Source organism: Demequina sp. NBRC 110057, assembly GCF_002090175.1.
In the GTDB taxonomy this organism is placed as follows: Bacteria; Actinomycetota; Actinomycetes; order Actinomycetales; family Demequinaceae; genus Demequina.
On record NZ_BBRN01000005.1, the window covers coordinates 292,940 to 314,337 of the forward strand.

General features: G+C 70.6%; 20 protein-coding genes and 1 tRNA gene. 9 read left to right on the plus strand and 12 right to left on the minus strand.

Features of this window, described 5'->3' with window-relative positions:
- The first annotated feature begins 59 nt into the window (after window positions 1–59).
- From B7K26_RS13180 to B7K26_RS09850, 6 genes are all read left to right on the plus strand, one after another.
- Window positions 60–1,526 carry an adenosylhomocysteinase gene (locus tag B7K26_RS13180; protein WP_084079014.1) on the plus strand — a complete coding sequence of 489 codons (1,467 nt, stop codon included), beginning with the start codon at window positions 60–62 and terminating at the stop codon, window positions 1,524–1,526.
- Window positions 1,523–2,833: an amidohydrolase family protein gene (locus B7K26_RS09830; RefSeq protein WP_084079015.1), complete on the plus strand. Its 1,311-nt coding sequence runs from the start codon at window positions 1,523–1,525 to the stop codon at window positions 2,831–2,833. The genes B7K26_RS13180 and B7K26_RS09830 overlap by 4 nt, the downstream gene beginning before the upstream one ends.
- The gene (locus B7K26_RS09835; protein ID WP_084079016.1) at window positions 2,830–3,291 is read left to right on the plus strand and encodes a cupin domain-containing protein; all 462 of its coding nucleotides are present in this window, start codon (window positions 2,830–2,832) and stop codon (window positions 3,289–3,291) included. The genes B7K26_RS09830 and B7K26_RS09835 overlap by 4 nt, the downstream gene beginning before the upstream one ends.
- A gap of 67 nt (window positions 3,292–3,358) precedes the next feature.
- Window positions 3,359–4,252, plus strand: coding sequence for an ABC transporter substrate-binding protein (locus B7K26_RS09840; RefSeq protein ID WP_084079017.1), 894 nt, complete (start codon window positions 3,359–3,361; stop codon window positions 4,250–4,252).
- Between the two features lie 13 nt (window positions 4,253–4,265).
- Window positions 4,266–5,165, plus strand: coding sequence for an amino acid ABC transporter permease (locus tag B7K26_RS09845; protein ID WP_084079018.1), 900 nt, complete (start codon window positions 4,266–4,268; stop codon window positions 5,163–5,165).
- Window positions 5,162–5,896: an amino acid ABC transporter ATP-binding protein gene (locus B7K26_RS09850; protein WP_084079019.1), complete on the plus strand. Its 735-nt coding sequence runs from the start codon at window positions 5,162–5,164 to the stop codon at window positions 5,894–5,896. Before B7K26_RS09845 ends, B7K26_RS09850 begins: the two co-directional genes overlap by 4 nt.
- Window positions 5,897–6,140: 244 nt before the next feature.
- On the opposite strand, the gene B7K26_RS09855 is transcribed toward B7K26_RS09850, so the two are convergent.
- The 4 genes from B7K26_RS09855 to B7K26_RS09870 form a co-directional block, all read right to left on the minus strand.
- Window positions 6,141–8,699 carry a glycoside hydrolase family 65 protein gene (locus tag B7K26_RS09855; protein WP_084079020.1) on the minus strand — a complete coding sequence of 853 codons (2,559 nt, stop codon included), beginning with the start codon at window positions 8,697–8,699 and terminating at the stop codon, window positions 6,141–6,143.
- Window positions 8,696–9,445, minus strand: a complete 750-nt coding sequence (locus B7K26_RS09860; RefSeq protein ID WP_255376081.1) for an HAD family phosphatase — start codon at window positions 9,443–9,445, stop codon at window positions 8,696–8,698. Before B7K26_RS09860 ends, B7K26_RS09855 begins: the two co-directional genes overlap by 4 nt.
- A gap of 174 nt (window positions 9,446–9,619) precedes the next feature.
- Window positions 9,620–10,192, minus strand: coding sequence for an aminoacyl-tRNA hydrolase (pth, locus tag B7K26_RS09865; protein WP_084079022.1), 573 nt, complete (start codon window positions 10,190–10,192; stop codon window positions 9,620–9,622).
- Between the two features lie 89 nt (window positions 10,193–10,281).
- The gene (locus tag B7K26_RS09870; RefSeq protein ID WP_084079023.1) at window positions 10,282–10,890 is read right to left on the minus strand and encodes a 50S ribosomal protein L25/general stress protein Ctc; all 609 of its coding nucleotides are present in this window, start codon (window positions 10,888–10,890) and stop codon (window positions 10,282–10,284) included.
- A gap of 123 nt (window positions 10,891–11,013) precedes the next feature.
- On the opposite strand from B7K26_RS09870, the gene B7K26_RS09875 reads away from it, so the two are divergent.
- Entirely contained in the window at window positions 11,014–11,871 is an 858-nt protein-coding gene (locus tag B7K26_RS09875; RefSeq protein WP_234998781.1) for a DUF1206 domain-containing protein, read from the plus strand.
- A 91-nt stretch (window positions 11,872–11,962) separates the two neighbouring features.
- Here the strand turns inward: B7K26_RS09875 and B7K26_RS09880 are convergent, their stop codons facing one another.
- The 3 genes from B7K26_RS09880 to B7K26_RS09890 all read right to left on the minus strand — a co-directional run bounded on the left by B7K26_RS09880 (window position 11,963) and on the right by B7K26_RS09890 (window position 14,858).
- Complete coding sequence (locus tag B7K26_RS09880; RefSeq protein ID WP_084079024.1) at window positions 11,963–12,943, minus strand: ribose-phosphate diphosphokinase; 981 nt, start codon at window positions 12,941–12,943, stop codon at window positions 11,963–11,965.
- A gap of 88 nt (window positions 12,944–13,031) precedes the next feature.
- Window positions 13,032–14,576 carry a bifunctional UDP-N-acetylglucosamine diphosphorylase/glucosamine-1-phosphate N-acetyltransferase GlmU gene (gene glmU, locus B7K26_RS09885; protein WP_084079025.1) on the minus strand — a complete coding sequence of 515 codons (1,545 nt, stop codon included), beginning with the start codon at window positions 14,574–14,576 and terminating at the stop codon, window positions 13,032–13,034.
- A 210-nt stretch (window positions 14,577–14,786) separates the two neighbouring features.
- A tRNA-Gln gene (locus B7K26_RS09890) sits at window positions 14,787–14,858 on the minus strand.
- 96 nt (window positions 14,859–14,954) lie between these two features.
- Here B7K26_RS09890 and B7K26_RS09895 point away from each other — a divergent pair.
- Complete coding sequence (locus B7K26_RS09895) at window positions 14,955–15,560, plus strand: TetR/AcrR family transcriptional regulator (RefSeq protein ID WP_084079204.1); 606 nt, start codon at window positions 14,955–14,957, stop codon at window positions 15,558–15,560.
- Window positions 15,561–15,632: 72 nt separating this feature from the next.
- Window positions 15,633–16,025 carry a large conductance mechanosensitive channel protein MscL gene (gene mscL / locus B7K26_RS09900; RefSeq protein WP_084079205.1) on the plus strand — a complete coding sequence of 131 codons (393 nt, stop codon included), beginning with the start codon at window positions 15,633–15,635 and terminating at the stop codon, window positions 16,023–16,025.
- 3 nt (window positions 16,026–16,028) lie between these two features.
- On the opposite strand, the gene B7K26_RS09905 is transcribed toward mscL, so the two are convergent.
- The 5 genes from B7K26_RS09905 to metG form a co-directional block, all read right to left on the minus strand.
- Window positions 16,029–16,958 (minus strand): 4-(cytidine 5'-diphospho)-2-C-methyl-D-erythritol kinase, encoded by a 930-nt coding sequence (locus B7K26_RS09905; protein ID WP_084079026.1) that lies wholly within the window; start codon window positions 16,956–16,958, stop codon window positions 16,029–16,031.
- On the minus strand, window positions 16,955–17,827 hold the full coding sequence (gene rsmA / locus B7K26_RS09910) for a 16S rRNA (adenine(1518)-N(6)/adenine(1519)-N(6))-dimethyltransferase RsmA (RefSeq protein ID WP_084079027.1): 873 nt from the start codon (window positions 17,825–17,827) through the stop codon (window positions 16,955–16,957). The genes B7K26_RS09905 and rsmA overlap by 4 nt, the downstream gene beginning before the upstream one ends.
- 4 nt (window positions 17,828–17,831) lie before the next feature.
- A complete protein-coding gene (locus tag B7K26_RS09915; protein WP_307188082.1) occupies window positions 17,832–18,566 on the minus strand; it encodes a G5 domain-containing protein in 735 nt (244 codons plus the stop codon).
- Window positions 18,567–18,762: 196 nt separating this feature from the next.
- Window positions 18,763–19,599, minus strand: a complete 837-nt coding sequence (locus B7K26_RS09920; RefSeq protein ID WP_234998782.1) for a TatD family hydrolase — start codon at window positions 19,597–19,599, stop codon at window positions 18,763–18,765.
- Between the two features lie 2 nt (window positions 19,600–19,601).
- Window positions 19,602–21,395 (minus strand): methionine--tRNA ligase, encoded by a 1,794-nt coding sequence (gene metG / locus B7K26_RS09925; protein ID WP_084079207.1) that lies wholly within the window; start codon window positions 21,393–21,395, stop codon window positions 19,602–19,604.
- Window positions 21,396–21,398 lie beyond the last annotated feature (3 nt).

Sequence of the window (21,398 nt, forward strand, 5' to 3'; positions counted from 1 at the left end):
CGACTCCGCAGGCATGGCGGGACGGATGGGGCCCGCGGGCGGAACCTAGACTTGTGCCCATGACCGATGCGCGCGGCGAGGCGGAGCGGCTGCTGCGCCGCTTCGCCCGCGACACCAACCTCCTCATTGCCGGCCGGCCCTTCCGGGTCACCGGCGACGGCCCCGTCGCCGCCGAGCTCACGGCGATGCTCGCCGGCATGGGGGCGCTCGTGGGCACCGACGTCTACTCCCCCGCGGCGTATGGCACGGCCGATGCCCCCGACTCGGTCCTCGTCGACGTGACCGAGGGGACGATCACCATGGGCGGCGGCCCCCTCGGCGACCGCGGCGACGCCGCGGGTCGTCTCGACTTCGCCGCGCGGCACATGCCCGTCTCGACGGCGATAGCGAAGGAGTTGGCGGAGGCCGGGACAGTGCGCGGCCTCAGCATCGGCGTCTCGATGACCCTCGAGCCCAAGACCGCCAACCTCGCACTGCTGCTGAAGGCCGCGGGCGCCACCGTCGCCGTCTACGCCCATCCCGACGAGACAGACGAGGACGTGGCGGACGCGCTGCGGGACCGCGGCGTCCCCGTCGACGCCGACTCCACCCTCGCCACCGCCGAGGCCGAGCGCGAGGCCGCCCTCGCCTTCCTCGACCGCGGCTTCGACGTCCTCGTGGACGACGGCTCCCACGTCACCCGCCTCGCCCACGAGGAGCGTCCCGCCCTGGTGGCGCGCTGGATCGGCGCCACCGAGGAGACCACTTCGGGACTCGCGCCCCTGCGCCACATGCACGCCGCCGGCCTGCTCGCGACCGGCGTGGTCGCGGTCAACGACGCCATCACCAAGACGGGCTTCGACAACCGCTACGGGACGGGCCAGTCCTGTGTCCTCGCTATCGCCGACCTTCTCGACGCGGCGGGCCGATCGGTGCGCGATCAGCGTGCGCATGTCGTGGGCTATGGCCCCGTGGGCGAGGGAGTCGCAGCCCACCTGCGCGCGCTCGGCGCCACCGTCTCGGTGAGCGAAATCGACCCTGCCCGCGCGCTCCTTGCTCAGCACGACGGGTACGAGACCAGGACCCTCGAGGCGGGAGCCGCGGGCGCCCTCGTGATCTCCGCGACAGGATGGCCTGGCACCATTCCCGCTGACGTCTCGGACCTCGCCGTGGCCGTCGCCGTGGCCGGTGGCACCCCGGGTGAGATCGCGTGGAACGGCGGCCTCACCCCTGTGGCACCGCACGTGGACCGCGACGAGGCCGGCACCCTCATCCTGGACCGCGGCGGATGCATCAACGTCACGGCCGCCGAGGGCAACCCCATCGAGATCATGGACCTGTCCTTCGCGACCCAGCTCGCCGCCGTGGCGGAGGTCGCGACCACCCGCCCCGGCATCGGCCTCACTCCCCTGTCCCCCGCGGCCGTGGCCCACGTCGCCGCCACCGCGGCGCGCACCCGTGGCGCCGCGCTTGAGCCCGCAGCCACCCACGCCTCCGCCGGCGCCGCCGACTGGCGCAGCCCCCGCTACCGAGAGACCCCCGCATGACAACCTTCCCCGTGACCCTCTACTCGGCGGCGCTCGTGCTGCCCGTGACGGCACCACCCATCCTCGACGGCGCCATCGCGGTGCGCGGAGAGAAGATCCTTCACGTGGGCGAGCGCGCCTGGGTGGAGCGCTCCCTCGCCGAGCGCGGCGTGCCGGTCAACCACGTGCACTGGGACGGCGTGCTGACGCCGGGCCTTGTCAACGCCCACACGCACCTTCAGTACACGGGCATGGCCGAGGTCGCGCAGCGCACTTACCAGGGCTTCGAGGACTGGATCACCGGGTTCAACCCCGTCTACCAGCGCGGTCACGACTGGGGGGCCGATGCCGCCGCGGGTGCCGCGATGCTCGTCGCCACCGGCACCACCGCCGCCGCGGACATCGTGACCGACCCCGAGGCGGCCCACGCGCTCCACGACGCGGGGCTGCGCGGCATCGCGTACTGGGAGGTCATGGACTGGACCAACGCCGACTGGTCCGCGCACGGCCGCGCGGAGGTCGAGGCCGCCCTGGATTCGCTTCCCGACCGCCCCGGCACGGGCCTGTCGCCCCACGCGCCGTACTCCCTCGAGATCGTGCCCCTGCTGGAGATCCCGGACATCGTCCGCGAGCGCGGCCGCCGCATCCACATCCACCTGGGCGAGTCCGGAATCGAGCGCGAGTTCGCCCACGAGCCCCGCGAGCCGTGGCAGACGCAGGGCCTCGGCGGCTTCGTGGAGCTGCGCCAGGCCGGCTTCGGCACCTCCGCCACCGACTACGTAGACCACCTGGGAGTCCTCGGCCCCGACTGCCACGTCGCGCACGGCGTCTACATGTCCGAGCGCGACCGCGCCATCCTGCGCGCACGCGGCACCACGGTGGCGCTGTGCCCGCGCTCCAACCACATCATCGGCCTCGACAACCCTCCGGTCGCCGCCTACCTGCGCGAGGGCTCCCCCATCGCCGTGGGCACCGACTCGCTGTCGTCGTCGCCCTCGCTCGACCTCATGGGAGAGGTGAAGGAGCTCATGCGCATCGCCCGCGCCCAGGGCTACTCCGGCGACGACCTCGCCGAGCGCCTGCTCACCGCGGCGACCCTCGGAGGCGCGCACGCCATGGGCATCGACGAGGGCCCGCACCGCACGGGGTACCTGGCCGTCGGCGCCCGAGCGGATCTCGCGTTCTTCGACGTTCCGGTCACCACCATCACCGAGACCCTCACCACCCTCGCGGAGGCCGGCGACGGCCACGCCGCCGCCACCATCATGGGAGGGCGCGTGCGCCACACCTCCGCCCGCTTCGCCGAGCAGACCGGAGCCGCCGCATGACCCAACCCGCCTCGCAGGCCGACGCCGCCCGCCCCGCCACCGCATCGGCCCTCGACCTTGCCCCCCACCCCGAGGGCGGCTGGTTCCGCCGCATCTGGACCGGCACCACCCCGGTCGAGACTCCCGGCGGCGTGCGCCCCGCGGCCACCTGCATCCACTACCTGCTGACGCCGGGCGAGCACTCGGCGTGGCACGTCGTCACGAGCGACGAGGTGTGGCTGTGGCACGGCCCCGGCACGCTCACCCTCTCGCTCGGCGGCGACGGCTCCCAGCCGGCCAATGCCGTCGTCACCCACGTCCTTGGCCGCGACCTCGCCGCGGGTCAGGTCCCGCACGTCCTAGTACCGGCGGGCACCTGGCAGGCAGCCGCCCTCGCGAGCGAACAGGAATGCCTCGTCTCGTGCCTCGTCTCGCCGGGCTTCGACTTCGCGGATTGGTCCCTCGCGGGCGACAAGTAGACTGCGCCCCGTACGGGAGCCGTCAGCGTCGACCCCGCTCCACCACTGAATTCCTGCTGGAGAAATCATGACCTCACGCCTCCTCGGCCGCGTCGCCACGACGGCCGTCGCCGTCTCCGCCCTCGCGCTCGCCGGCTGCTCGTCGTCGTCCGACGCCGAGACCTCGACCACGCCCACGGACGCCGCCACCTCATCGGCCGCCCCCACGGCATCGGCAGACGCCGCCGGCGCGCTGGACACCGTCACCGACGGCGTCCTCACCATCGCCACCGGCGAGCCCGCCTACGAGCCCTGGATGATCGACGACGACCCGACGTCCGGCGAGGGCTTCGAGTCCGCCGTGGCCTACGCCGTGGCTGCCGAGCTGGGCTACGGCCCCGAGGACGTCGAGTGGGTCCGCACCACGTTCGACGCGGCCATCGCGCCCGGCGCCAAGGACTGGGACCTCAACATCCAGCAGTTCTCGGTGACCGAGGAGCGCAAGAACGCCGTCGACTTCTCGTCGGCCTACTACACGACCTCGCAGGCCGTCGTGGCCGTCGAGGGTGGCGTGGCAGCCGACGCGACCTCGATCGCCGACCTCGCCGGCGCCGCCGTGGGCGTCGCCGTGGGCACCACCTCGTACGACGTCGCCGTCGAGGCGCTCGGCGAGGACAACGTCCAGGTGTTCAACTCCGTCGCCGACGTGGTCGCCGCGCTCAACGCCGGCCAGATCGACGCGTTCGTCACCGACCTTCCCGGCGCCTTCTACTCGGCAGCGGTCGAGGTCGAGGGTGGCGTCATCGTCGGCCAGTTCGCTGGCACCGAGGGCGGCGACGAGTTCGCGTTCGTCCTTCCCAAGGACTCGCCCAACACCGAGGCCGTGACCGAGGCCGTCGACACGCTCACGGACAACGGCACCCTCGAGGCGCTCGAGACCGAGTGGTTGTCCGAGGCCGTCGACGTCCCCGTCCTGAACTAAGGAAGTACCAGGCATGAGAGACGGAGCGCCCGAGGCTTCAGCGCCGGGCTCGACCCCGGTTGGCGCTGCAGAGCACCAGGTGAGCGAGCTCGAGCTCGACCGCCGCCGCTACCGCCAGCGCGCCTCGTGGCGCTCCGTCCTCATCGCCGTGAGCTCGACCATCGCCTTCGTCGTGGTGGTCTCGCTCGTCGTCGTCAACACTCCCGGCTGGGACGCCGTCAAGCAGACCTTCTTCAACTGGGAGATCGGTCGCGACAGCTTCGCCGGGATCCTTGAGGGCCTCTGGGTCAACCTCAAGGCACTGTTCTTCGCCACCATCATGGTGGCCATCTTCGGCACGCTCCTCGCGGTGCTGCGATCGCTGCGCGGGCCCGTGTTCTTCCCACTGCGCGCGCTGGCCACCATCTACGTGGACCTGTTCCGCGGCGTCCCCGTGCTGATCGTGTTGTACCTGATCGGCTTCGGCATCCCCGCGCTCGGCATCTTCGGACGCCTCGACGCCGCGCTACTCGGAACCATCGCCATCGCGCTGTGCTACTCCGCCTACGTCGCCGAGGTGCTGCGCGCCGGCATGGAGGCCGTCCACCCCTCGCAGCGCATCGCGGCGCGATCGCTGGGGCTCAGCCACGGCAAGACCCTGCGCATGGTGGTCATCCCGCAGGGTGTGCGCAAGGTCATCCCCGCCCTCATGAACGACTTCGTGTCGATGCAGAAGGACGTGGGCCTCATCTCGGTGCTGGGCGCCGTCGATGCGATCCGCGCCGCGCAGATCGACGTCGCACAGACCTACAACATGACGCCCTACGTCGTCGCCGCGCTGCTCTTTGTCGCCATCTCGGTGCCGCTCACGCGCCTCACCGACTACGTGGCCGGCCGCATGAACGTCCGCGAGCAGATCGGAGGCACGGTGTGAACGTCCTCGAGGCCACCAACGTCTGGAAGGCGTTCGGCGACAACACCGTGCTGCGCGGCGTGGACCTCACGCTCGCCCAGCACGAGGTGGTGGTGCTCATCGGCGCCTCCGGCTCCGGCAAGTCCACGCTGCTGCGCACCATCAACCTCATCGAGCGCATCGACGACGGCCGCCTGGTGCTGTCGGGCGACGACATCTCGGAGCCCCGCGTGGACGCGGACGCGGTGCGCGCCCGCATCGGCGTCGTGTTCCAGCAGTTCAACCTGTTCCCGCACATGAAGGTCATCGACAACGTGACCCTGGCCGCGCGCAAGGTGCACGGCCAGAACCCCGCCGAGGCGCGCGCCAAGGGCGTGGCGCTGCTCGAGCGGTTCGGGCTGGGCGAGAAGGTCAACGACTACCCCGATCGCCTGTCCGGCGGCCAGCAGCAGCGCGTCGCGATCGTCCGCGCCATCCTGACGGACCCGGAGCTGCTGCTGCTCGACGAGATCACCTCGGCGCTGGACCCCATGCTGGTGGGCGAGGTCCTCGACCTGGTGCGCGGCCTGAAGGAGTCCGGCTCGACCATCCTCATGGCGACTCACGAGATGGCGTTCGCGCGCGACGTGGCCGACCGCGTGGTCTTCATGCACGGCGGCCGGATCGTCGAGGCGGGCACGCCCGAGCAGATCTTCGACGCCCCCCGCGAGCCGGAGACCCAGGAGTTCCTGGCGCGCGTCACCCACCGCTAGCCCCGTCAAATGGATCCATTTGGTTCGTCTAGGAGACTAGATGAACCAGAATCCACCGCGGTGGGTCGCTACGGCGGGCCGATGCCGCCGATCGTCTCGTGGGCGAGGCCGCATCCGCGGTCGGTGAGGTGAGCACGACCGCGGGGGTAGGCGGCGCGCCGCCTACCCCCGCGGTCGATTTCCCCTCGTTTATGTCCTTAGGCGAGTCAAATGGATCCATTTGACGGCGACGGAGGGGGCGGGGTTAGGACTCCGGCATGTGGAGCTGCTGCGTCTCCGTGGGCGGCTCCTCCGCGTCCTCCGTGACCGAGGTGGGAAGCGACGGCGTGATGACCGTGCCGTCGGCCCTCACGGTGCCGTGGAAGGCCTGCGCATCGGGGGCGCCGGGGATGCGGTCCCCCTGGTGCTCAAGCGGCACCTCGAGCTCCTGGAGCTGCGTGAGCGAGTGGCGCTCGCCGCGCACGTCCACCGTGAGCCCCGGCCCCTCCTCGATCGCGAACGAGATGGACTCCTCCCGCACCGTCACCCGCACGCGCGTGCCGCGCTGCGTGATCCGGTACGTCAGCGACGGCCAATCCTCGGGAAGGCGCGGGTCGAACGTCAGCACGTCGCCGTGGTCGCGGAAGCCGCCGAAGCCGTAAACGAGTGCCGACCACACTCCGCCCGTCGAAGCGGTATGGACGCCATCGGCGGCGTTGTCGTGGAGGTCGGCGAGGTCCACGTAGAGGCCGTCCCAGAAGTACCTCAGCGCGAGCTCGTGGTAGCCCACCTCCGCCGCGATGATCGACTGGACAACCCCTGACAGCGTCGAGTCTCCCGTGGTGATCGGGTCGTAGTACTCGAAGTCCTTGCGCTTCTGCTCCGGCGTGAAGTGCTCACCCTGGAGGAAGAGGGCGAGCACCACATCGGCCTGCTTGAGGACCTGGAAGCGGTAGATCACCAGCGGGTGGAAGTGCAGCAGCAGCGGGCGCTTGTCGGCGGGGGTGTTCTCGAGGTCCCACACCTCGCGCTCGTTGAACAGCGCGTCCTGGGGGTGAATGCCCAGCAGGTCGTCCCACAGGATCGCCATGCCGTCGGCGGCGCGCTCCCACTCGTCGACCTCGGACGGGTCAATGGACAGGCGCGCGACCACCTTCTCGTACTGCTCGGGCCACCTGTCGCGCAGCTTGCGCAGGCTCGCGACCGCGACGCGCAGATTAAAGCGCGCCATGACGTTGGTGTACAGGTTGTCGTTGACGACGGTCGTGTACTCGTCCGGCCCGGTGACGCCGTGGATGCGGAACGACTCGCCCTTGCCCTCCACCTTGCGCCAGAAGCCGAGGTCGGCCCACATGCGGGCCGTCTCGACAAGGATGTCGATGCCATTGCGGGACAGGAACTCGTCGTCGCCGGTGGCACGCACGTACTTGTCCACGGCAAAGGAGATGTCCGCGTCGATGTGATACTGCGCGGTTCCCGCCGCGTAGTAGGCCGATGCCTCCTCGCCATTGATGGTGCGCCACGGGTACAGCGCGCCATGCTGGGCGAGCTCGGCAGCACGCCTGCGCGCGGCAGGGAGCATCTGGTAGCGATAGCGCAGGGCGTTACGAGCGATGATGGGCGACGTGTACGTGAAGAACGGCATCACGTAGACCTCGGAGTCCCAGAAGTAGTGGCCGCCGTAGCCCGAGCCCGTGAGGCCCTTCGCCGGCACGCCGAGGCCGTCGCCACGCGCGGCCGACTGCGCCAGCTGGAACAGGTTCCACCTCACGGCCTGCTGGATCTCGTCGCGGTCCTCGATCACCACATCGGAGCGCTCCCAGAAGCCGTCGAGCCAGGCACGCTGGTCCTCGTACTGCTTCTCGATGCCCTCGGAGGCGACGCGGTCGAGGGTGCGGTGGCAGCGGTCGGCGAGCTCGCGCGCGGGCACCACCCGCGACGTGTGATAGCTCACCACCTTGGTCAGGGTGAACGTCTGGCCCGGCTGGGGGCGGGCGCGGAAGACGTGCTTGGCGTAGTCCTCCTCCGCCTCGCACACCGTCTCGAAGTCGCCATCGAACTCCACGGAGTGCTCCATGGCCACGGCGAGCGTCATCCGCGAATTCTCGGCCTGGTAACCCAGCACCGCGCGGCGGTCGTCGCCGTCGTGAAGGCGCGGCTCGAGCACGCGCTTGTCGAGCTTAGAGGCCTTGCGGGGGTCGGCGATGCCGCTCGTGGGCGAGGGGTTGGCCTTGTATTCGTCGATGCCGGCGGCACGGTTGAGCAGCTGGGACGAGATGGCGATGGGCGCCTCCTCGTCCAACAGCGTCACCTCGAACGTCATCACCGCGACGTGGCGCTGCGCGAAGGACACCATGCGCCGCGAGCGGATGCGCACGCGGTTGCCCGACGGAGTGCGCCACAGTAGTTCGCGCGTCAGGACGCCGTCGCGCATGTCGAGCACGCGGGAGTACTCGATGAGGTCGGCGATCGACAGCAGCAGCGGCTCGTCGTTGACGTACAGCCTGATGATCTTCGGGTCCGGCACGTTGACGATGGTCTGGCCGGTGCGCGCGAAGCCGTAGGCCTCCTCGGCGTGGAGGATGTCCCACGTCTCGTGGAAGCCGTTCACGAACGTGCCGTGCGCGTGGGCGTCGTGGCCGTCCTCGACGTTGCCGCGCAGGCCGAGGTAGCCGTTGCCCACGGCGAAGAGCGTCTCGGTCACGCCCAGGTCGGTCTTCGAGAACTCGGTCTCCACCAGGCGCCACGGGTCCGCGGGGAACCTCAGGCGGTCGAGGTAGGAGGGGGCAGTCGTGTCGCCGTTGGGGCGCTCCGCGGCCCTCACGCGATCAGCTCCGCGAGGTCGGCGACGACCACATCCGCGCCCTGGGCGCGCAGGGCATCGGCCCCCGCTCCCCTGTCGACTCCCACCACGAGGCCGAAGTCGCCGGCGGCGCCGGCCTGGACGCCGGAGATGGCGTCCTCGACCACCACCGCGTCGCCCTCGGGCACCCCGAGGAGCTGGGCCGCATGCTGGTACGTGTCGGGCGCGGGCTTTCCGGGGATGCGGTCGCGCGCTGCCACGGCGCCGTCCACCACGATCTCGAAGTGGTGGTCGATGCCGGCGGCGGCAAGCACCTCGGGCGCGTTGCGCGAGCTCGAGACCACGGCCATCGGCACGCCGGCCTCCTTGAGGTGATCGATCAGCGCCACGGACCCGGCGTAGGGAGCGATGCCCTCGTCGCGTAGGACCTTGGCGAACATGTCGTTTTTGGCGTTGCCGAGGCCGCACACGGTCTCCGTGCCGGCGGCATCGGTGGGGTCGCCCTCGGGAAGGGTGATGCCGCGCGAGGCGAGGCAGGCGCGCACGCCGTCGTAGCGGGGCTTGCCGTCCACGTAGGCGAAGTAGTCGTCGTCCGTGTAGGCGGGGCTCACGTGGTGCGCCTCGAAGTAATCGCTGAACATGCGGTTCCAGGCCCGCATGTGCACCTCGGCCGTGGGGGTCAGCACCCCGTCGAGGTCAAACAGGGCGGCGCCGTAGCGGCGCTCGGTCGCCTGCGGAATCACCCAGGCATTGTCGGTCGTGGTCACGCGTCCTCCCTCGTCTTTCGCGAGTCTCGTGGCAAGCAGCGTGCCGGCGACGCGAACGAGGTTCGCACCCACGGCACTTCCGATACTAGTGACGCGCGAGTGGGGGCTGTCCATTCCCTGACGGCCGATGCTTGGGCCGGCTTCCGTAGGGGCGGCGCCCAGCGCGAGAGGGGGCTAGCGCGGGGAGTGGAAGCGCTGCTGGGTGGCCTCGAGGCCATGCTCGAGTACCGACTCGACGGCGTCGGCGCCGTCCGAGATCAGCATCTCCAGCTCCTTGCGCTCGGCCGCGGAGAACGGCTTGAGCACAAACGCCGCGGCGTCCATGCGGCCGGGCGGGCGGCCGATCCCGACGCGCACCCTGATGTAGTCCGGCGTCCCGAGCGCCTTAGTGATGTCCTTCAGCCCGTTGTGGCCGCCGGAGCCGCCGCCGCGCTTGAGGCGCACCTCGCCAAACGGGATGTCGAGCTCGTCGTGCACCACGATGACGTCCTCTGGCGCGACGGACTGGTACTTGGCGAGCGAGGACACGGGCCCGCCGGAGACGTTCATGTAGGACATCGGCACGGCGACCACGACGGCCTGACCCGCGAGGCGCACTGTCGCGGCCCTGGTCCTGGTCTTCTTGTGCACGGACAGGGAGCCGCCGCCGCGAGCGGCGAGCTCGTCGATCACCATCTGGCCGATGTTGTGGCGGGTTCCCGCGTACTCCTCGCCGGGGTTACCCAGGCCGATCGCCAGCGCGCTCATCGAAGACTCCTCATGGGTGGAAGTGTGCCGTGACGCACGAGGCGCCCGCCACCAGCGGTGACGGGCGCCTCGAGTCACAGGGGTGAGGCTTAGGCCTCGGCGCCCTCGGCGGCCTCCTCGGCCGACTCGGCGGCGGGGGCGTCGTCGCCCTCGTCCTGCGCCTGGGGCACGGAGACCGAGGCGATCTGCTGGTCGGCCTCGCCGGCGAGCTCGACGCCCTTGGGCAGCTTCACGTCGGACGCGAGGACCTTCGCGCCGTCCTCGAGGCCGTCGATCGACACGGCGAAGGACTCGGGAAGGTGGGTCGCCTCGGCGAGCACCTGGAGGGTCGAGGCCTCCTGGAAGTGGATGGTGCCGGGGGCCGACTCGCCCTCGATGTGCACGGGAACGTCCACGACGATCTTCTCGCCCTTCTTCACGAGGAGAAGGTCCACGTGGAGGATGAGGGGCTTGATCGGGTGACGCTGCACGTCCTTGGCGACCGCGAGCTCCTCGGTGCCGTCGAACTGCAGCGTGAGGAGGGCGTTGGCGTTCTTCAGCGCCATCATGGTGGCGTGGCCCGGCAGGACCAGGTGCACGGGGTCGGTGCCGTGGCCGTAGAGGACCGCGGGGATCTGGCCGGCGGCACGGGTGCGGCGGGCGTGGCCCTTGCCGAAGTCGCTGCGGGTCTCGGCCGCGAGCACAAGCTTGTCAGACATGGTGTCTCCTTGAGAATCGGTGGTGGAGCCAGGCAAGGCAGGCGTCGACAACACACCGCCGCGTCGATCACGTCAGCACCCATCAGGGCCCAACCTCGCCGTGGAACCCGGACAGTCTACCCCGTGAGCGCCGCGCGTGCCCACCCGGGAATGCTCGCGGCCACCCCCGGGGTTGAGGACGGCATGACGCTTCATGAGTCGATGGGCCCCCTGACGGACCCCGGCCGCTCGGGCTCCCGCGCCTGGGAGACGGCCGCCCGTGCCGGCTACGCCGTGTCCGGCGCCCTCCACCTGGTCCTCGCTTTCCTCATCATCCGGCTGCCGTTCGGTGGCGGCGACGCGGACCAGTCGCAGGCACTGGCCACCATGGGCGACGCCCCCGGCGGCGCGGTGCTGCTGTGGGTCGCCGTGGCGGGCTTCGTCGCCCTGGGCGCCTGGCAGGCGGCCGATGCGGCGAGGAGCGGTCAGGAGGGTTCCGACCGCGCCAAGGCGGCGGGCAAGGCCGTGGTGTACCTGTCGCTCGCGGGAGTCGCGGCCTCGGTGGCGATGGGAGGCGGCTCCGGCGGAGACGGCCAGGCCTCGGGCCTCACCGCTCGCCTGCTCGACCTTCCCGGCGGCCGCGTCATCGTGGGCGCCGTGGCGCTCGGCATCCTCGCCACGGGTGCCTTCCACCTCTGGAAGGGCGCGTCGCATCGGTTCCTGGAGGACCTGCGGGCCACGGGCGGTTCCGAACTGTCGACGGCCGTGCGCGTGACGGGCACCACGGGGTATGTCGCCAAGGGCGTCGCCCTCGGGGCCGTCGGCGTGCTGTTCGGCTACGCCGCGCTCACGCACGACGCCGACAAGGCCAAGGGTCTCGACGGCGCCATCCAGAGCCTGCTCGACCTTCCCGGCGGCCCGGTCATCGTGATCGCCGTGGGCCTGGGCTTCGCCGCGTACGGCCTCTACTCCCTGGTCCGCTCCCGCTACGCGCGCATGTGAGCCTGCACCACGACAAGGGCCCGCCCCGCCGTGAGGCGGGACGGGCCCTTGTCGGGTGACGATGGCATCGGCCGCCGTCAATAAAGAAGTGTCAGACGTTGCCGTTGAACAGGCTCGTCACCGAGCCGTCGTCGAAGACCTCGCGCATGGCGCGGGCAAGCAGCGGCGCGATCGACAGCACGGTGAGCTTGTCGAAGCGGTGGTCCTCGGGGATGGGCAGGGTGTCGGTGATGACGACCTCGCTCACGCCCGAGTCACGCAGGCGCTGCACGGCGGGGCCGGACAGGAGGCCGTGCGTCGACGCGACGATGACGTCCTTGGCGCCGTTCTCGAACAGCGCCTCGGCGGCCTGGACGATGGTGCCGCCGGTGTCGATCATGTCGTCGACCAGCACACAGGTGCGGCCCTCGACCTCACCCACGAGCTCGTGGACCTTGACCTGGTTGGGCACCGAGGGGTCGCGACGCTTGTGGATGATCGCGAGCGGCGAGCCGAGGTGGTCGGACCACTGGTCGGCGAGGCGCACGCGGCCGGCGTCGGGCGACACGATGGTGAGGTTGTCCGGGGACACGCGGGTGCGGACGTACTGCGCGAGCAGCGGCATTGCCCACAGGTGGTCAACGGGGCCGTCGAAGAAGCCCTGGATCTGCGACGTGTGCAGGTCGACCGACATGATGCGGTCGGCGCCGGCGGTCTTGAACAGGTCCGCCATCAGGCGCGCCGAGATCGGCTCGCGGCCCTTGTGCTTCTTGTCCTGACGGGCGTAGCCGTAGCAGGGCATGATCACGGTGATGCGCTTGGCCGAGGCACGCTTGAGCGCGTCGACCATGATCAGCTGCTCCATGATCGCCTCGTTGATGGGCGCGGCGTGCGACTGCAGCACGAACGCGTCCGCGCCACGCACGGACTCACCGAAACGGACGTACAGCTCGCCGTTGGCGAAGGTGTAGGCCGTGGTCGGCAGGAGTTCGATTCCCAGCTCGGAGGCCACCGCATCGGCCAGGTCGGGGTGTGCCCGTCCACTGGCGAGGACCATCCGCTTCTCGCTCGCGTGCGAGATGTCTGAGCTCATGACTCTCCTATATTTCCGAAATCCGGGCGGGGGCGCAGGAACTACTCTAATGGGCGCGAAGGGCTGCCGGGTGTGGCGAGGGTCCCGCTCAGCGCTCGTCGGGGTGCGTGGGCGGCTCCGACTCGGGGCTGGGCGCCGACTCGGCATCGGCCGATGCCTGCTGCGCCGCCTTCGCCGACGAGCTTCCCGGGCGGCGCGAGACCACCCAGCCGTCCACCACCTGCTGCGGCACGTGGTTGCGGGCGAGGGCCCCGGAGGGAACGTCGCGACGCACGGTTGCGCCCGCGCCGGTGTAGGCGCCGTCGCCGATGGTGACGGGCGCGATCAGCTGGTTGTCGGAGCCGATGCGCACGTGGTCGCCGACCGTGGTGTGGTGCTTGTTGACGCCGTCGTAGTTGACGAAGATCGTGGCCGCGCCGATGTTGGTGTACTCGCCGATGGTCGCGTCGCCCACGTAGGACAGGTGCGGCACCTTCGAGTGGTCGCCGATGCGCGCGTTCTTGGTCTCGACGAACGCGCCGATCTTGCCGTCGACGCCCAGGCGGGTGCCCGGGCGCAGGAAGGCGAACGGGCCGACGGTCGCGCCGGCCTCGATGACGGCGCCAGAGCCGTGCGTGCGGGTGACGGTCGCGCCGGCGCCCACCTGGACGTCGGTCAGCGTGGTGTCGGGGCCGATGCTCGCTCCGGTCGCGATCTCGGTGGCGCCGTGCAGCTGGGTGCCGGGCAGCAGCGTCGAGTCGGGGGCCAGCTGGACGTCGGCGTCGATCCAGGTGGTGGCGGGGTCGACGATCGTCACGCCCTCGCGCATCCAGGTCTCGACGATGCGGTCGTTGAGCGCGCGGCCGGCGGCGGCGAGCTGGACGCGGTCGTTGACGCCCTCCACCGCTGCTGCGTGGGGCGCGATGTGGGCGTGGGTGTGCCCGCCCTCGGCGCGCGCCAGGTGGATGACGTCGGTGAGGTACATCTCGCCCTGGCTGTTGTCCTGGCCCAGCTGGGCGAGCGCGCGGCGCAGGTGCGCGGCGTCGAAGACATAGATGCCTGCATTGATCTCGCGAATGGCGCGCTGGTCGTCCGTGGCGTCCTTCTGCTCGACGATGGCGACCACCTCACCCGCCTCGTCGCGCACGATGCGGCCGTAGCCGGTGGGGTCAGGGACCTCGGCGGTGAGCACCGTGACGGCGGCGGCGTGGGCGGCATGCGCCTCGACGAGGCCGGCGAGCAGCTCCCCGTCCACGAGCGGAACGTCACCGCTGGTGACCACGATCGCTCCCTCGACCTGTGTCTCCATGACGGAGGTGTCCCCCACCGCGCCGGCGGCCACCTGGGCGGCGATCGCCGTCGCGTCGAGGGCGGACAGCCCGCAGAAGACGGCGCGGCCCGTGCCCGGGATGTCGTCCTGGTCGGCTAGCAGCGCATGCGGGGCGTGGGACTCAATGTGCGCGGCGACGCGCTCACGCTCGTGGCGCACCACCACGACCACGCGCTCGGGGTCCAGGGTTCCCGCGGCGTGCAGGGCATGGCCGACGAGCGAGCGCCCGGCGATCTCGTGGAGGACCTTCGGGGTGGCGGACTTCATGCGGGTTCCTGCGCCGGCCGCGAGGATCATCACGGCGGCGGGGCGGGTGTGGGTCACCGATTCCCCCTTCTCGGGGCGCCTCGTGGGCGCCGTCGTCTGGTGGCGACCACTCTAACCGGCGGCGTCTGGGGCGCCGGCGCGCCGCTCGCCCCGTACCGCTCAACACACAGCTGGGGCACATGAGACCTGTGTGACGGGTGGGCGGGCACATGAGCCCCTCGCGCCTCATCCGTCACAGGTGTGTGTTGAGCGGTCCACACCGCGCGGCTCCGCCCACAGGATTCGAACCTGTACTGCGAGGCTCCAAAGGCCTGCGTGCTGCCGTTACACCAGGGCGGACCGGGGCCGCAGCGGACCCGGGTGCCCCAGTCTGCCAGGATTCGCGGCACACTAGGGACCGTGACCGACGAACCGCGCAAGGCGCCCCGTGCCAGGATGACCGCCCGCGACCGGCGCGAGCAGCTCCTGCAGGTGGCCCGCGCCCTGTTCGCCGAACGCGGCTTCGAGGGGACGTCGGTGGAGGAGATCGCCGCCCGCGCCGACGTGTCCAAGCCCGTGGTGTACGAGCACTTCGGCGGCAAGGAGGGCGTCTACGCCGTCATCGTCGACCGCGAGGTCGAGGCGCTCCTCGGGGCCCTCTCGGGTGCCCTCGCGGAACGCGGCCACCCCCGTCAGCTCGTCGAGCGCGCCGCCCGCGCCCTCCTCGACTACATCGAGTCGTCGCCCGATGGCTTCCGCATCCTGGTGCGCGACTCCCCTGTAGCGCAGGCCTCCGGCACCTTCTCCTCCCTCATCGGCGACGTCGCCAACCAGGTGGAACACCTGCTTGCCCACCAGTTCGTCAAGCGGGGCCTCGACCCCGTCTCGGCACCCATCTACTCGCAGATGCTCGTCGGCATGGTAGCCCTGACCGGCCAGCACTGGGCCGAGGTGCGCGAGCCCAGCAAGGACGAAGTCGCCGCCCACCTGGTGAACCTCGCCTGGAACGGCCTGTCCAACTTCGAGCGCGACCCCGTCCTCCCCGAGCACGACACCGAGTAGTCACCTCGAGACGCGGGACAAACTCCCTGCTCCTGGCTAATGTCGGAACCAACCGACATCTGGGAGGACGTCATGATTCAGGGCTTCAAGGAGTTCATCACCCGCGGCAACGTCGTCGACCTCGCGGTCGCGGTCGTCATCGGCACCGCGTTCACGGCGGTCGTGACGTCCATCGTGGACGGCATCATCAATCCGCTGATCGCCGCCATCTTCGGCCAGCCCAACCTCGCGGGCGTGGGCAACTTCTCCATCGGCGAGGGTCAGTTCTCGATTGGGCTCGTGCTCGACGCTGTCTTCACGTTCCTCACCGTCGCCGCGGCGATCTACTTCCTCATCGTGATGCCGCTGAACAAGCTTGCCGAGCGCCGCAAGAAGGGCGAGCCGGCCCCGGACGAGCCCGTCTCCCCCACCGAGATCGAGCTGCTCACCGAGATCCGCGACGCCCTCAAGGCGCGCGAGCAGTAACCCCTAGACCGTCAGGACGGTCGCGCCGGCGGCGGGGGCCGATGCGGTCAGCACCACATCGGCCACCTCCGCCGCGCGCAGGTGCGCGGCGATCGCCAGGGCATGCTGGCGCGAGCGGGCGAGGGCCGCGACCGTCGGCCCCGAACCCGACACCATGACGCCCAGCGCCTCGGCATCGTGCGCGGCGTCCGTGACGGCGTTGAGGCGCGGCGCAAGCGTCAGCGCGGGCCCCTGGAGGTCGTTGTGCAGAGCGGCGCCGAGGCGGTGCGCGTCGCCCGCCATGAGTGCCTGCATCACCGCCTGACTGATCGCCGGCTCTGCTGCAGTGATCTCGCCCTCGGCGACCTGGCGGTCGAACTCGCCATAGACGGCGGGGGTCGACAGCCCCCAGGCCTGGGTCGCCAAGACCCAGTGAAACTCCCCGTGCGTCATCGCCGGCGACAGGTCTCCCCCGCGGCCGAGTCCGACGGCGGTGTGTCCGTGAAGCGCGAACGGGACGTCGGCGCCGATGGTCGCCGCCACGGCGTCCAGCTCGGCCCTACTCAGCCCCATCTGCCAGGCCTCCGCGCACGCGAGGATGGCGGCAGCGGCATCGGCCGACCCTCCTGCCATGCCCCCGGCGACCGGGACGCCTTTCACGATGTGCAGGTCAGCGCCGGCGTCGACGCCGTAGGCGTCGCGCAAGGCCATGGCCGCGCGGACCACGAGGTTGTCGGGCCCCGTGGGGACCGCGTCGAGGTCGATGCCGAGTGCACGCGGCGCCTCGACGGTGACGGTCAGCTCGGAGTCGTCGCGTGGCGTCGCGGTGACCACCTCGTACAGCTCGACGGCCTGGAAGACTGTCGCAAGCGGGTGGTAGCCGTCCTCGCCGAGCGGGCCGACGTCGAGCTGAAGGTTGACCTTGCCCGGGGCGCGGACGGTGACGGCGCTCATGCGCCTAGGGTGCCAGGCGCGGCACCGGCCTGAGCGAGGGACTCGGCGATGCGCGCGAAGTCCTCGATGCCCAGCTGCTCGCCCCGCGTCAGCGGCGCGATGCCGACGCGCTCGAGCGCTGCCTCGGCGAGCGCGCCCGAGCCTGCCAGCCCCGACAGCGCGCCCCTCAGGCCCTTGCGCCGCTGCGCGAAGGCCGCGTCGATCACCGCGAAGACCTCTTGGCGCGACGCCGTGGTCTCGGGCTGGTCGCGACGCTCCATGAGCACCAGGGCGGAATCCACCCGCGGGACTGGCCAGAACACGGCCCGTCCCACGTCGCCGGCACGCCGCGTGGCGGTGTACCAGGCGGCCTTGGCCGACGGCACGCCGTAGGTACGCGAGCCGGGGGGCGCGGCGATCCTGTCGGCCACCTCGGCCTGCACCATGACGAGCACGCGCTCGAGCGCCGGGAAGATCTCCAGGAAGTGGAGGATCACCGGCACCGACACGTTGTAAGGCAGGTTGGCGACGAGCGCCTGCGGCTGCTCGGGAAGCTCGGTTACGTCGAGCGCATCGCGGTGGATCACCGTGAGGCGGTCGACGGCCTCGGGGGCCTTGCGCGCGACGGTGTCGGCGAGCGCGGCCGCGAGCTTGGGGTCGATCTCGACAGCCGTCACTCGGGCGCCCGCCTCGAGGAGGGCGAGGGTCAGCGAGCCGAGGCCCGGCCCCACCTCGACGACGTGGTCGCCCGGCTGCACGCCCGCGATGCGGACAATGCGCCTGACGGTCCCGGAGTCGACGACGAAGTTCTGGCCCCACTTCTTGGTGGGCGCGGCACCGAGTGACTCGGCGAGCGAGCGGATCTCGGACGGGCCGAGCAGGTCGGCCACGGGCCTAGTACCAGCCGACGCTCTGCGAGTGGCCCCACGCGCCGCACGGCGTGCCGTAGCGACCCGAGATGTAACCGAGGCCCCACGTGATCTGCGTCGCGGGGTTGGTGGCCCAGTCGGAACCGGCGGACGCCATCTTGGAACCGGGGAGCGCCTGCGGGATGCCGTGAGCGCCGGACGACGCGTTGTGCGCGTTCGAGTTCCAGCCGGACTCCTTGGTCCACAGCGCGTTGAGGCAGCTCCACTGGTCACCGGTCCAGCCGCGGGCCGCGGCCAACTGCTGGCCAATGGCGCGGTTGGTACCCGAGTTCGATATCCCGGTCGGGATCGCGGGCTCCTCGCGGGTGCCGATCGCGACGACCTCGTCGACGGGCTCAGCGACCACCACAGACATGGACTCCTCGCGCTCGACCTCGACGCCGTCCTTCATGGTCACGTTGTAGCTGACGAGCATGGTGCCGTCCTCGCCCTCCGTGACCACGGTCTCGGTGCCCTTGTCCTCGGACGAGTCCTTCTTCTCCACCGAGCCGTGCTCGATCGAGACCTCCCTGGTCTGAGTCACCACCTCGATGTCCGCGCCCTCGGCCTCAATGGGCGCGAGCGTGGTCTGGGCGATCGACTCGGCCTCCTTGGAGGTGGGTGCCGCGAAGGCATTCACCCCCACCGAGGCGAACGACCCGAAGGCGAAGGCGCCGACGGCGACACCGCCGATCACTCCGTAGGCGGTGCGCAGGCGCACACCCTTCTTGTGGCGCCGCTCCCGGCGTCCTCCGGGGGTCGGCGTCGTGCGTCGGTAACTCAAACGGCTAGTCCTTTCGTCTCGTCGCGGCCATCGAAATCGCGACGATTCACCGGACTGTTATCTCATAGTTACATTGCGATGCGCCAGTCCTAGCGGCATCCGATGCCTCGCACATCACCGTGATAAAAGGTGCCTACCAGGCACCATAGAGGTCGTGGGAGGTGTCCCAGATCTGGGTGCAGAATGCCTCGAGATCCATACCCAGCACCCCCGCGAGGGTCCGCGCGGTGATCGCTGCCATCGCCGGAGAGCCAGGCTTACCGCGGTGAGGATGGGGGGTCAGGAACGGCGCGTCGGTCTCCACGAGCATCCTGCTCGCGGGCGTCACCGCCGCCGCTGCCCGCAGCGGATCGTTGTTCTTGAAGGTGACCGTGCCGGCGAACGACAGGTACCAGCCCTCGGCAACGGCGAGCCTCGCCATGGCCGCGTGCCCGGAGAAGCAGTGGAACACCGTCACGTCGGGCGCACCGTCGGCCAGGAGGATCTCGATGACCTCGGCGTGAGCGTCGCGGTCGTGGATCTGGAGCGGCTTGCCCAGCTCCTTGGCGAGCGCGATGTGGTCGCGGAATGCGCGCACCTGGGCGTCGTGCCCCTCGGGGCCGGTACGGAAGGTGTCGAGGCCGGTCTCCCCCACCACCCGGATGCGCTCGCCGCGCGCGAGGACGGCGATCTCCGCGAAAGCCTCGTCGTAGCGCCCCTCGGCGGCGAGCACCGCCGCGTCGTTCGGGTGCAGCGCGACCCCGCCGAGCAGCTGCGGGAAGCGCGTCACGGCATCGGCCGTCCACCGTGCCGACTCGAGGTCGCAGCCGATCTGGACCACGCGGGTGACCCCAGCGTCGGCCGCCTGAGCCAGGCGGGTCTCGACGCTCGTTGGCTCGTCCCCTGCGGGGTACTCGAGGTGGCAGTGATTGTCGACGATCGGCGCGGGAAGCGCCTCGGGGACCGGGGGCCAGCTTCCGTCGCGCGCCACCGTCAGTCGTCCCCGCGCATCCTGCCGAGCTCCTCCTCCACGATGGAGTCGTCGAGCTTGACGAAGATGGGCGACGGCCTGCCCACGGGCGTACCGGGCACCACCGCGCGGCGGCCCCAGGTCTCGTGCGCGGACGAGTAGTCGCCCTGGATGACCGGGTAGTGACGGCCCGCGATGTCGAGGTCGTCGACCTCGTTCATCTCGGGCATCGGCGCGATGGTGTCAGTGCCGCCGAGGGCCTCGTGCACCCTCTGGGCGCTGTGCGGCAGGAACGGCGCGAGCATGGTGTTCGCGTCGGACACGAGCTGCGCCGCCACACCGAGGACCGTCTCCATGCGGGCCGGGTCCTCGGTCTTGAGCTTCCAGGGCGCCGTGTCGGCCAGGTACTTGTTGGCGTCGCCGACGACCTTCATCGCCTCGTTGATGGCGGCACGCTGGCGCTGGGCACCGATGAGCTCGCCGACGGTCGCGAACGCGGCCTCGGACTGCGCGAGCACCGCGCGGTCGGCGTCGGTGGCGCCCTCGAGCGAGGGGATGGTGCCGACGTTCTTGTGGAGCAGCGTCGCGGTGCGGTTCACCAGGTTGCCCCAGCCGGCGACGAGCTCGTCGTTGGTGCGGCGCTTGAACTCGGACCACGTGAAGTCCGCGTCGTGGCTCTCGGGGCCGGCGGTGGCGATGAAGTAGCGCAGCGCGTCCGGCTGGTAGCGGGCCAGCATGTCGCGCACATAGATGACGTGACCGCGCGACGAGGAGAACTTCGCGGACTCCATGGTGAGGAACTCGCTCGACACCACCTCGGTGGGCAGCTGCAGGTCGCCGAACTTGGACAGCGAGCCGCCCTTGGCGCCGCGGCCGTTGGCCGCGAGCAGTTCCGCGGGCCAGATCTGCGAGTGGAAGGTGATGTTGTCCTTACCCATGAAGTAGTAGGACAGCGTCTCGGGGTCGTTCCACCACTGGCGCCACGCGTCGGCGTCGCCCTCGCGGCGCGCCCACTCGATCGACGCGGACAGGTAGCCGATGACGGCGTCGAACCACACGTACAGGCGCTTGGCAGGGTTGTCCTCCCAGCCCGGCAGCGGGATCGGGATGCCCCAGTCGATGTCGCGCGTCATGGCGCGCGGGCGCACATCCGCGAGGAGGTTGCGCGAGAAGTTCAGCACGTTGGGGCGCCAGCCGTGGCGCGAGCCCAGCCAGTCGGACAGCGGCTCCACGAGCGCAGGAAGGTCGAGGAAGAAGTGCTCGGTCTCGATGAACTTGGGAGTCTCGCCGTTGATGCGGCTCACCGGGTTCTTGAGGTCGATGGGGTCGAGCTGGTTGCCGCAGGCGTCGCACTGGTCGCCGCGGGCGCCGTCCGAGCCACAGATGGGACAGGTGCCCTCGATGTAGCGGTCGGGAAGGGTGCGACCGGTCGACGGCGAGATGGCGCCGCGGGTGGTCTGCTCGATCATGTAGCCGTTCTTGTGGACGGCGGTAAAGAGGTCCTGCACCACCTGCTCGTGGTTACCCGTCGTGGTGCGCGTGAACAGGTCGTAGGACAGGCCGAGCGACACGAGGTCCTCGACGATCACGCGGTTGTAGCGGTCTGCGAGCTCCTGGGGGCTGACACCCTCGCCCTCGGCCTGCACCAGGATGGGCGTGCCGTGCTCGTCGGTGCCCGACACCATGAGGACGTCGTGGCCCGCCATGCGCATGTACCGGCTGAAGACGTCCGAGGGCACACCGAAACCGGCGACGTGGCCGATGTGACGGGGCCCGTTGGCATACGGCCAGGCGACAGCGGAGAGGATGCGTGACATGGC

Coding starts and splice junctions, on each gene's coding strand:
- B7K26_RS09905 (WP_084079026.1), bottom strand. CDS start 16,958: ATGAGCGCCGTCACCGTCCGCGCCCCGGGCAAGGTCAACCTTCAGCTC.
- metG (WP_084079207.1), bottom strand. CDS start 21,395: ATGTCACGCATCCTCTCCGCTGTCGCCTGGCCGTATGCCAACGGGCCC.
- pth (WP_084079022.1), bottom strand. CDS start 10,192: ATGAGCGCGCTGGCGATCGGCCTGGGTAACCCCGGCGAGGAGTACGCG.
- B7K26_RS09870 (WP_084079023.1), bottom strand. CDS start 10,890: ATGTCTGACAAGCTTGTGCTCGCGGCCGAGACCCGCAGCGACTTCGGC.
- B7K26_RS09845 (WP_084079018.1), top strand. CDS start 4,266: ATGAGAGACGGAGCGCCCGAGGCTTCAGCGCCGGGCTCGACCCCGGTT.
- B7K26_RS09895 (WP_084079204.1), top strand. CDS start 14,955: ATGACCGCCCGCGACCGGCGCGAGCAGCTCCTGCAGGTGGCCCGCGCC.
- mscL (WP_084079205.1), top strand. CDS start 15,633: ATGATTCAGGGCTTCAAGGAGTTCATCACCCGCGGCAACGTCGTCGAC.
- B7K26_RS13180 (WP_084079014.1), top strand. CDS start 60: ATGACCGATGCGCGCGGCGAGGCGGAGCGGCTGCTGCGCCGCTTCGCC.
- B7K26_RS09830 (WP_084079015.1), top strand. CDS start 1,523: ATGACAACCTTCCCCGTGACCCTCTACTCGGCGGCGCTCGTGCTGCCC.
- B7K26_RS09880 (WP_084079024.1), bottom strand. CDS start 12,943: ATGAGCTCAGACATCTCGCACGCGAGCGAGAAGCGGATGGTCCTCGCC.
- B7K26_RS09840 (WP_084079017.1), top strand. CDS start 3,359: ATGACCTCACGCCTCCTCGGCCGCGTCGCCACGACGGCCGTCGCCGTC.
- B7K26_RS09835 (WP_084079016.1), top strand. CDS start 2,830: ATGACCCAACCCGCCTCGCAGGCCGACGCCGCCCGCCCCGCCACCGCA.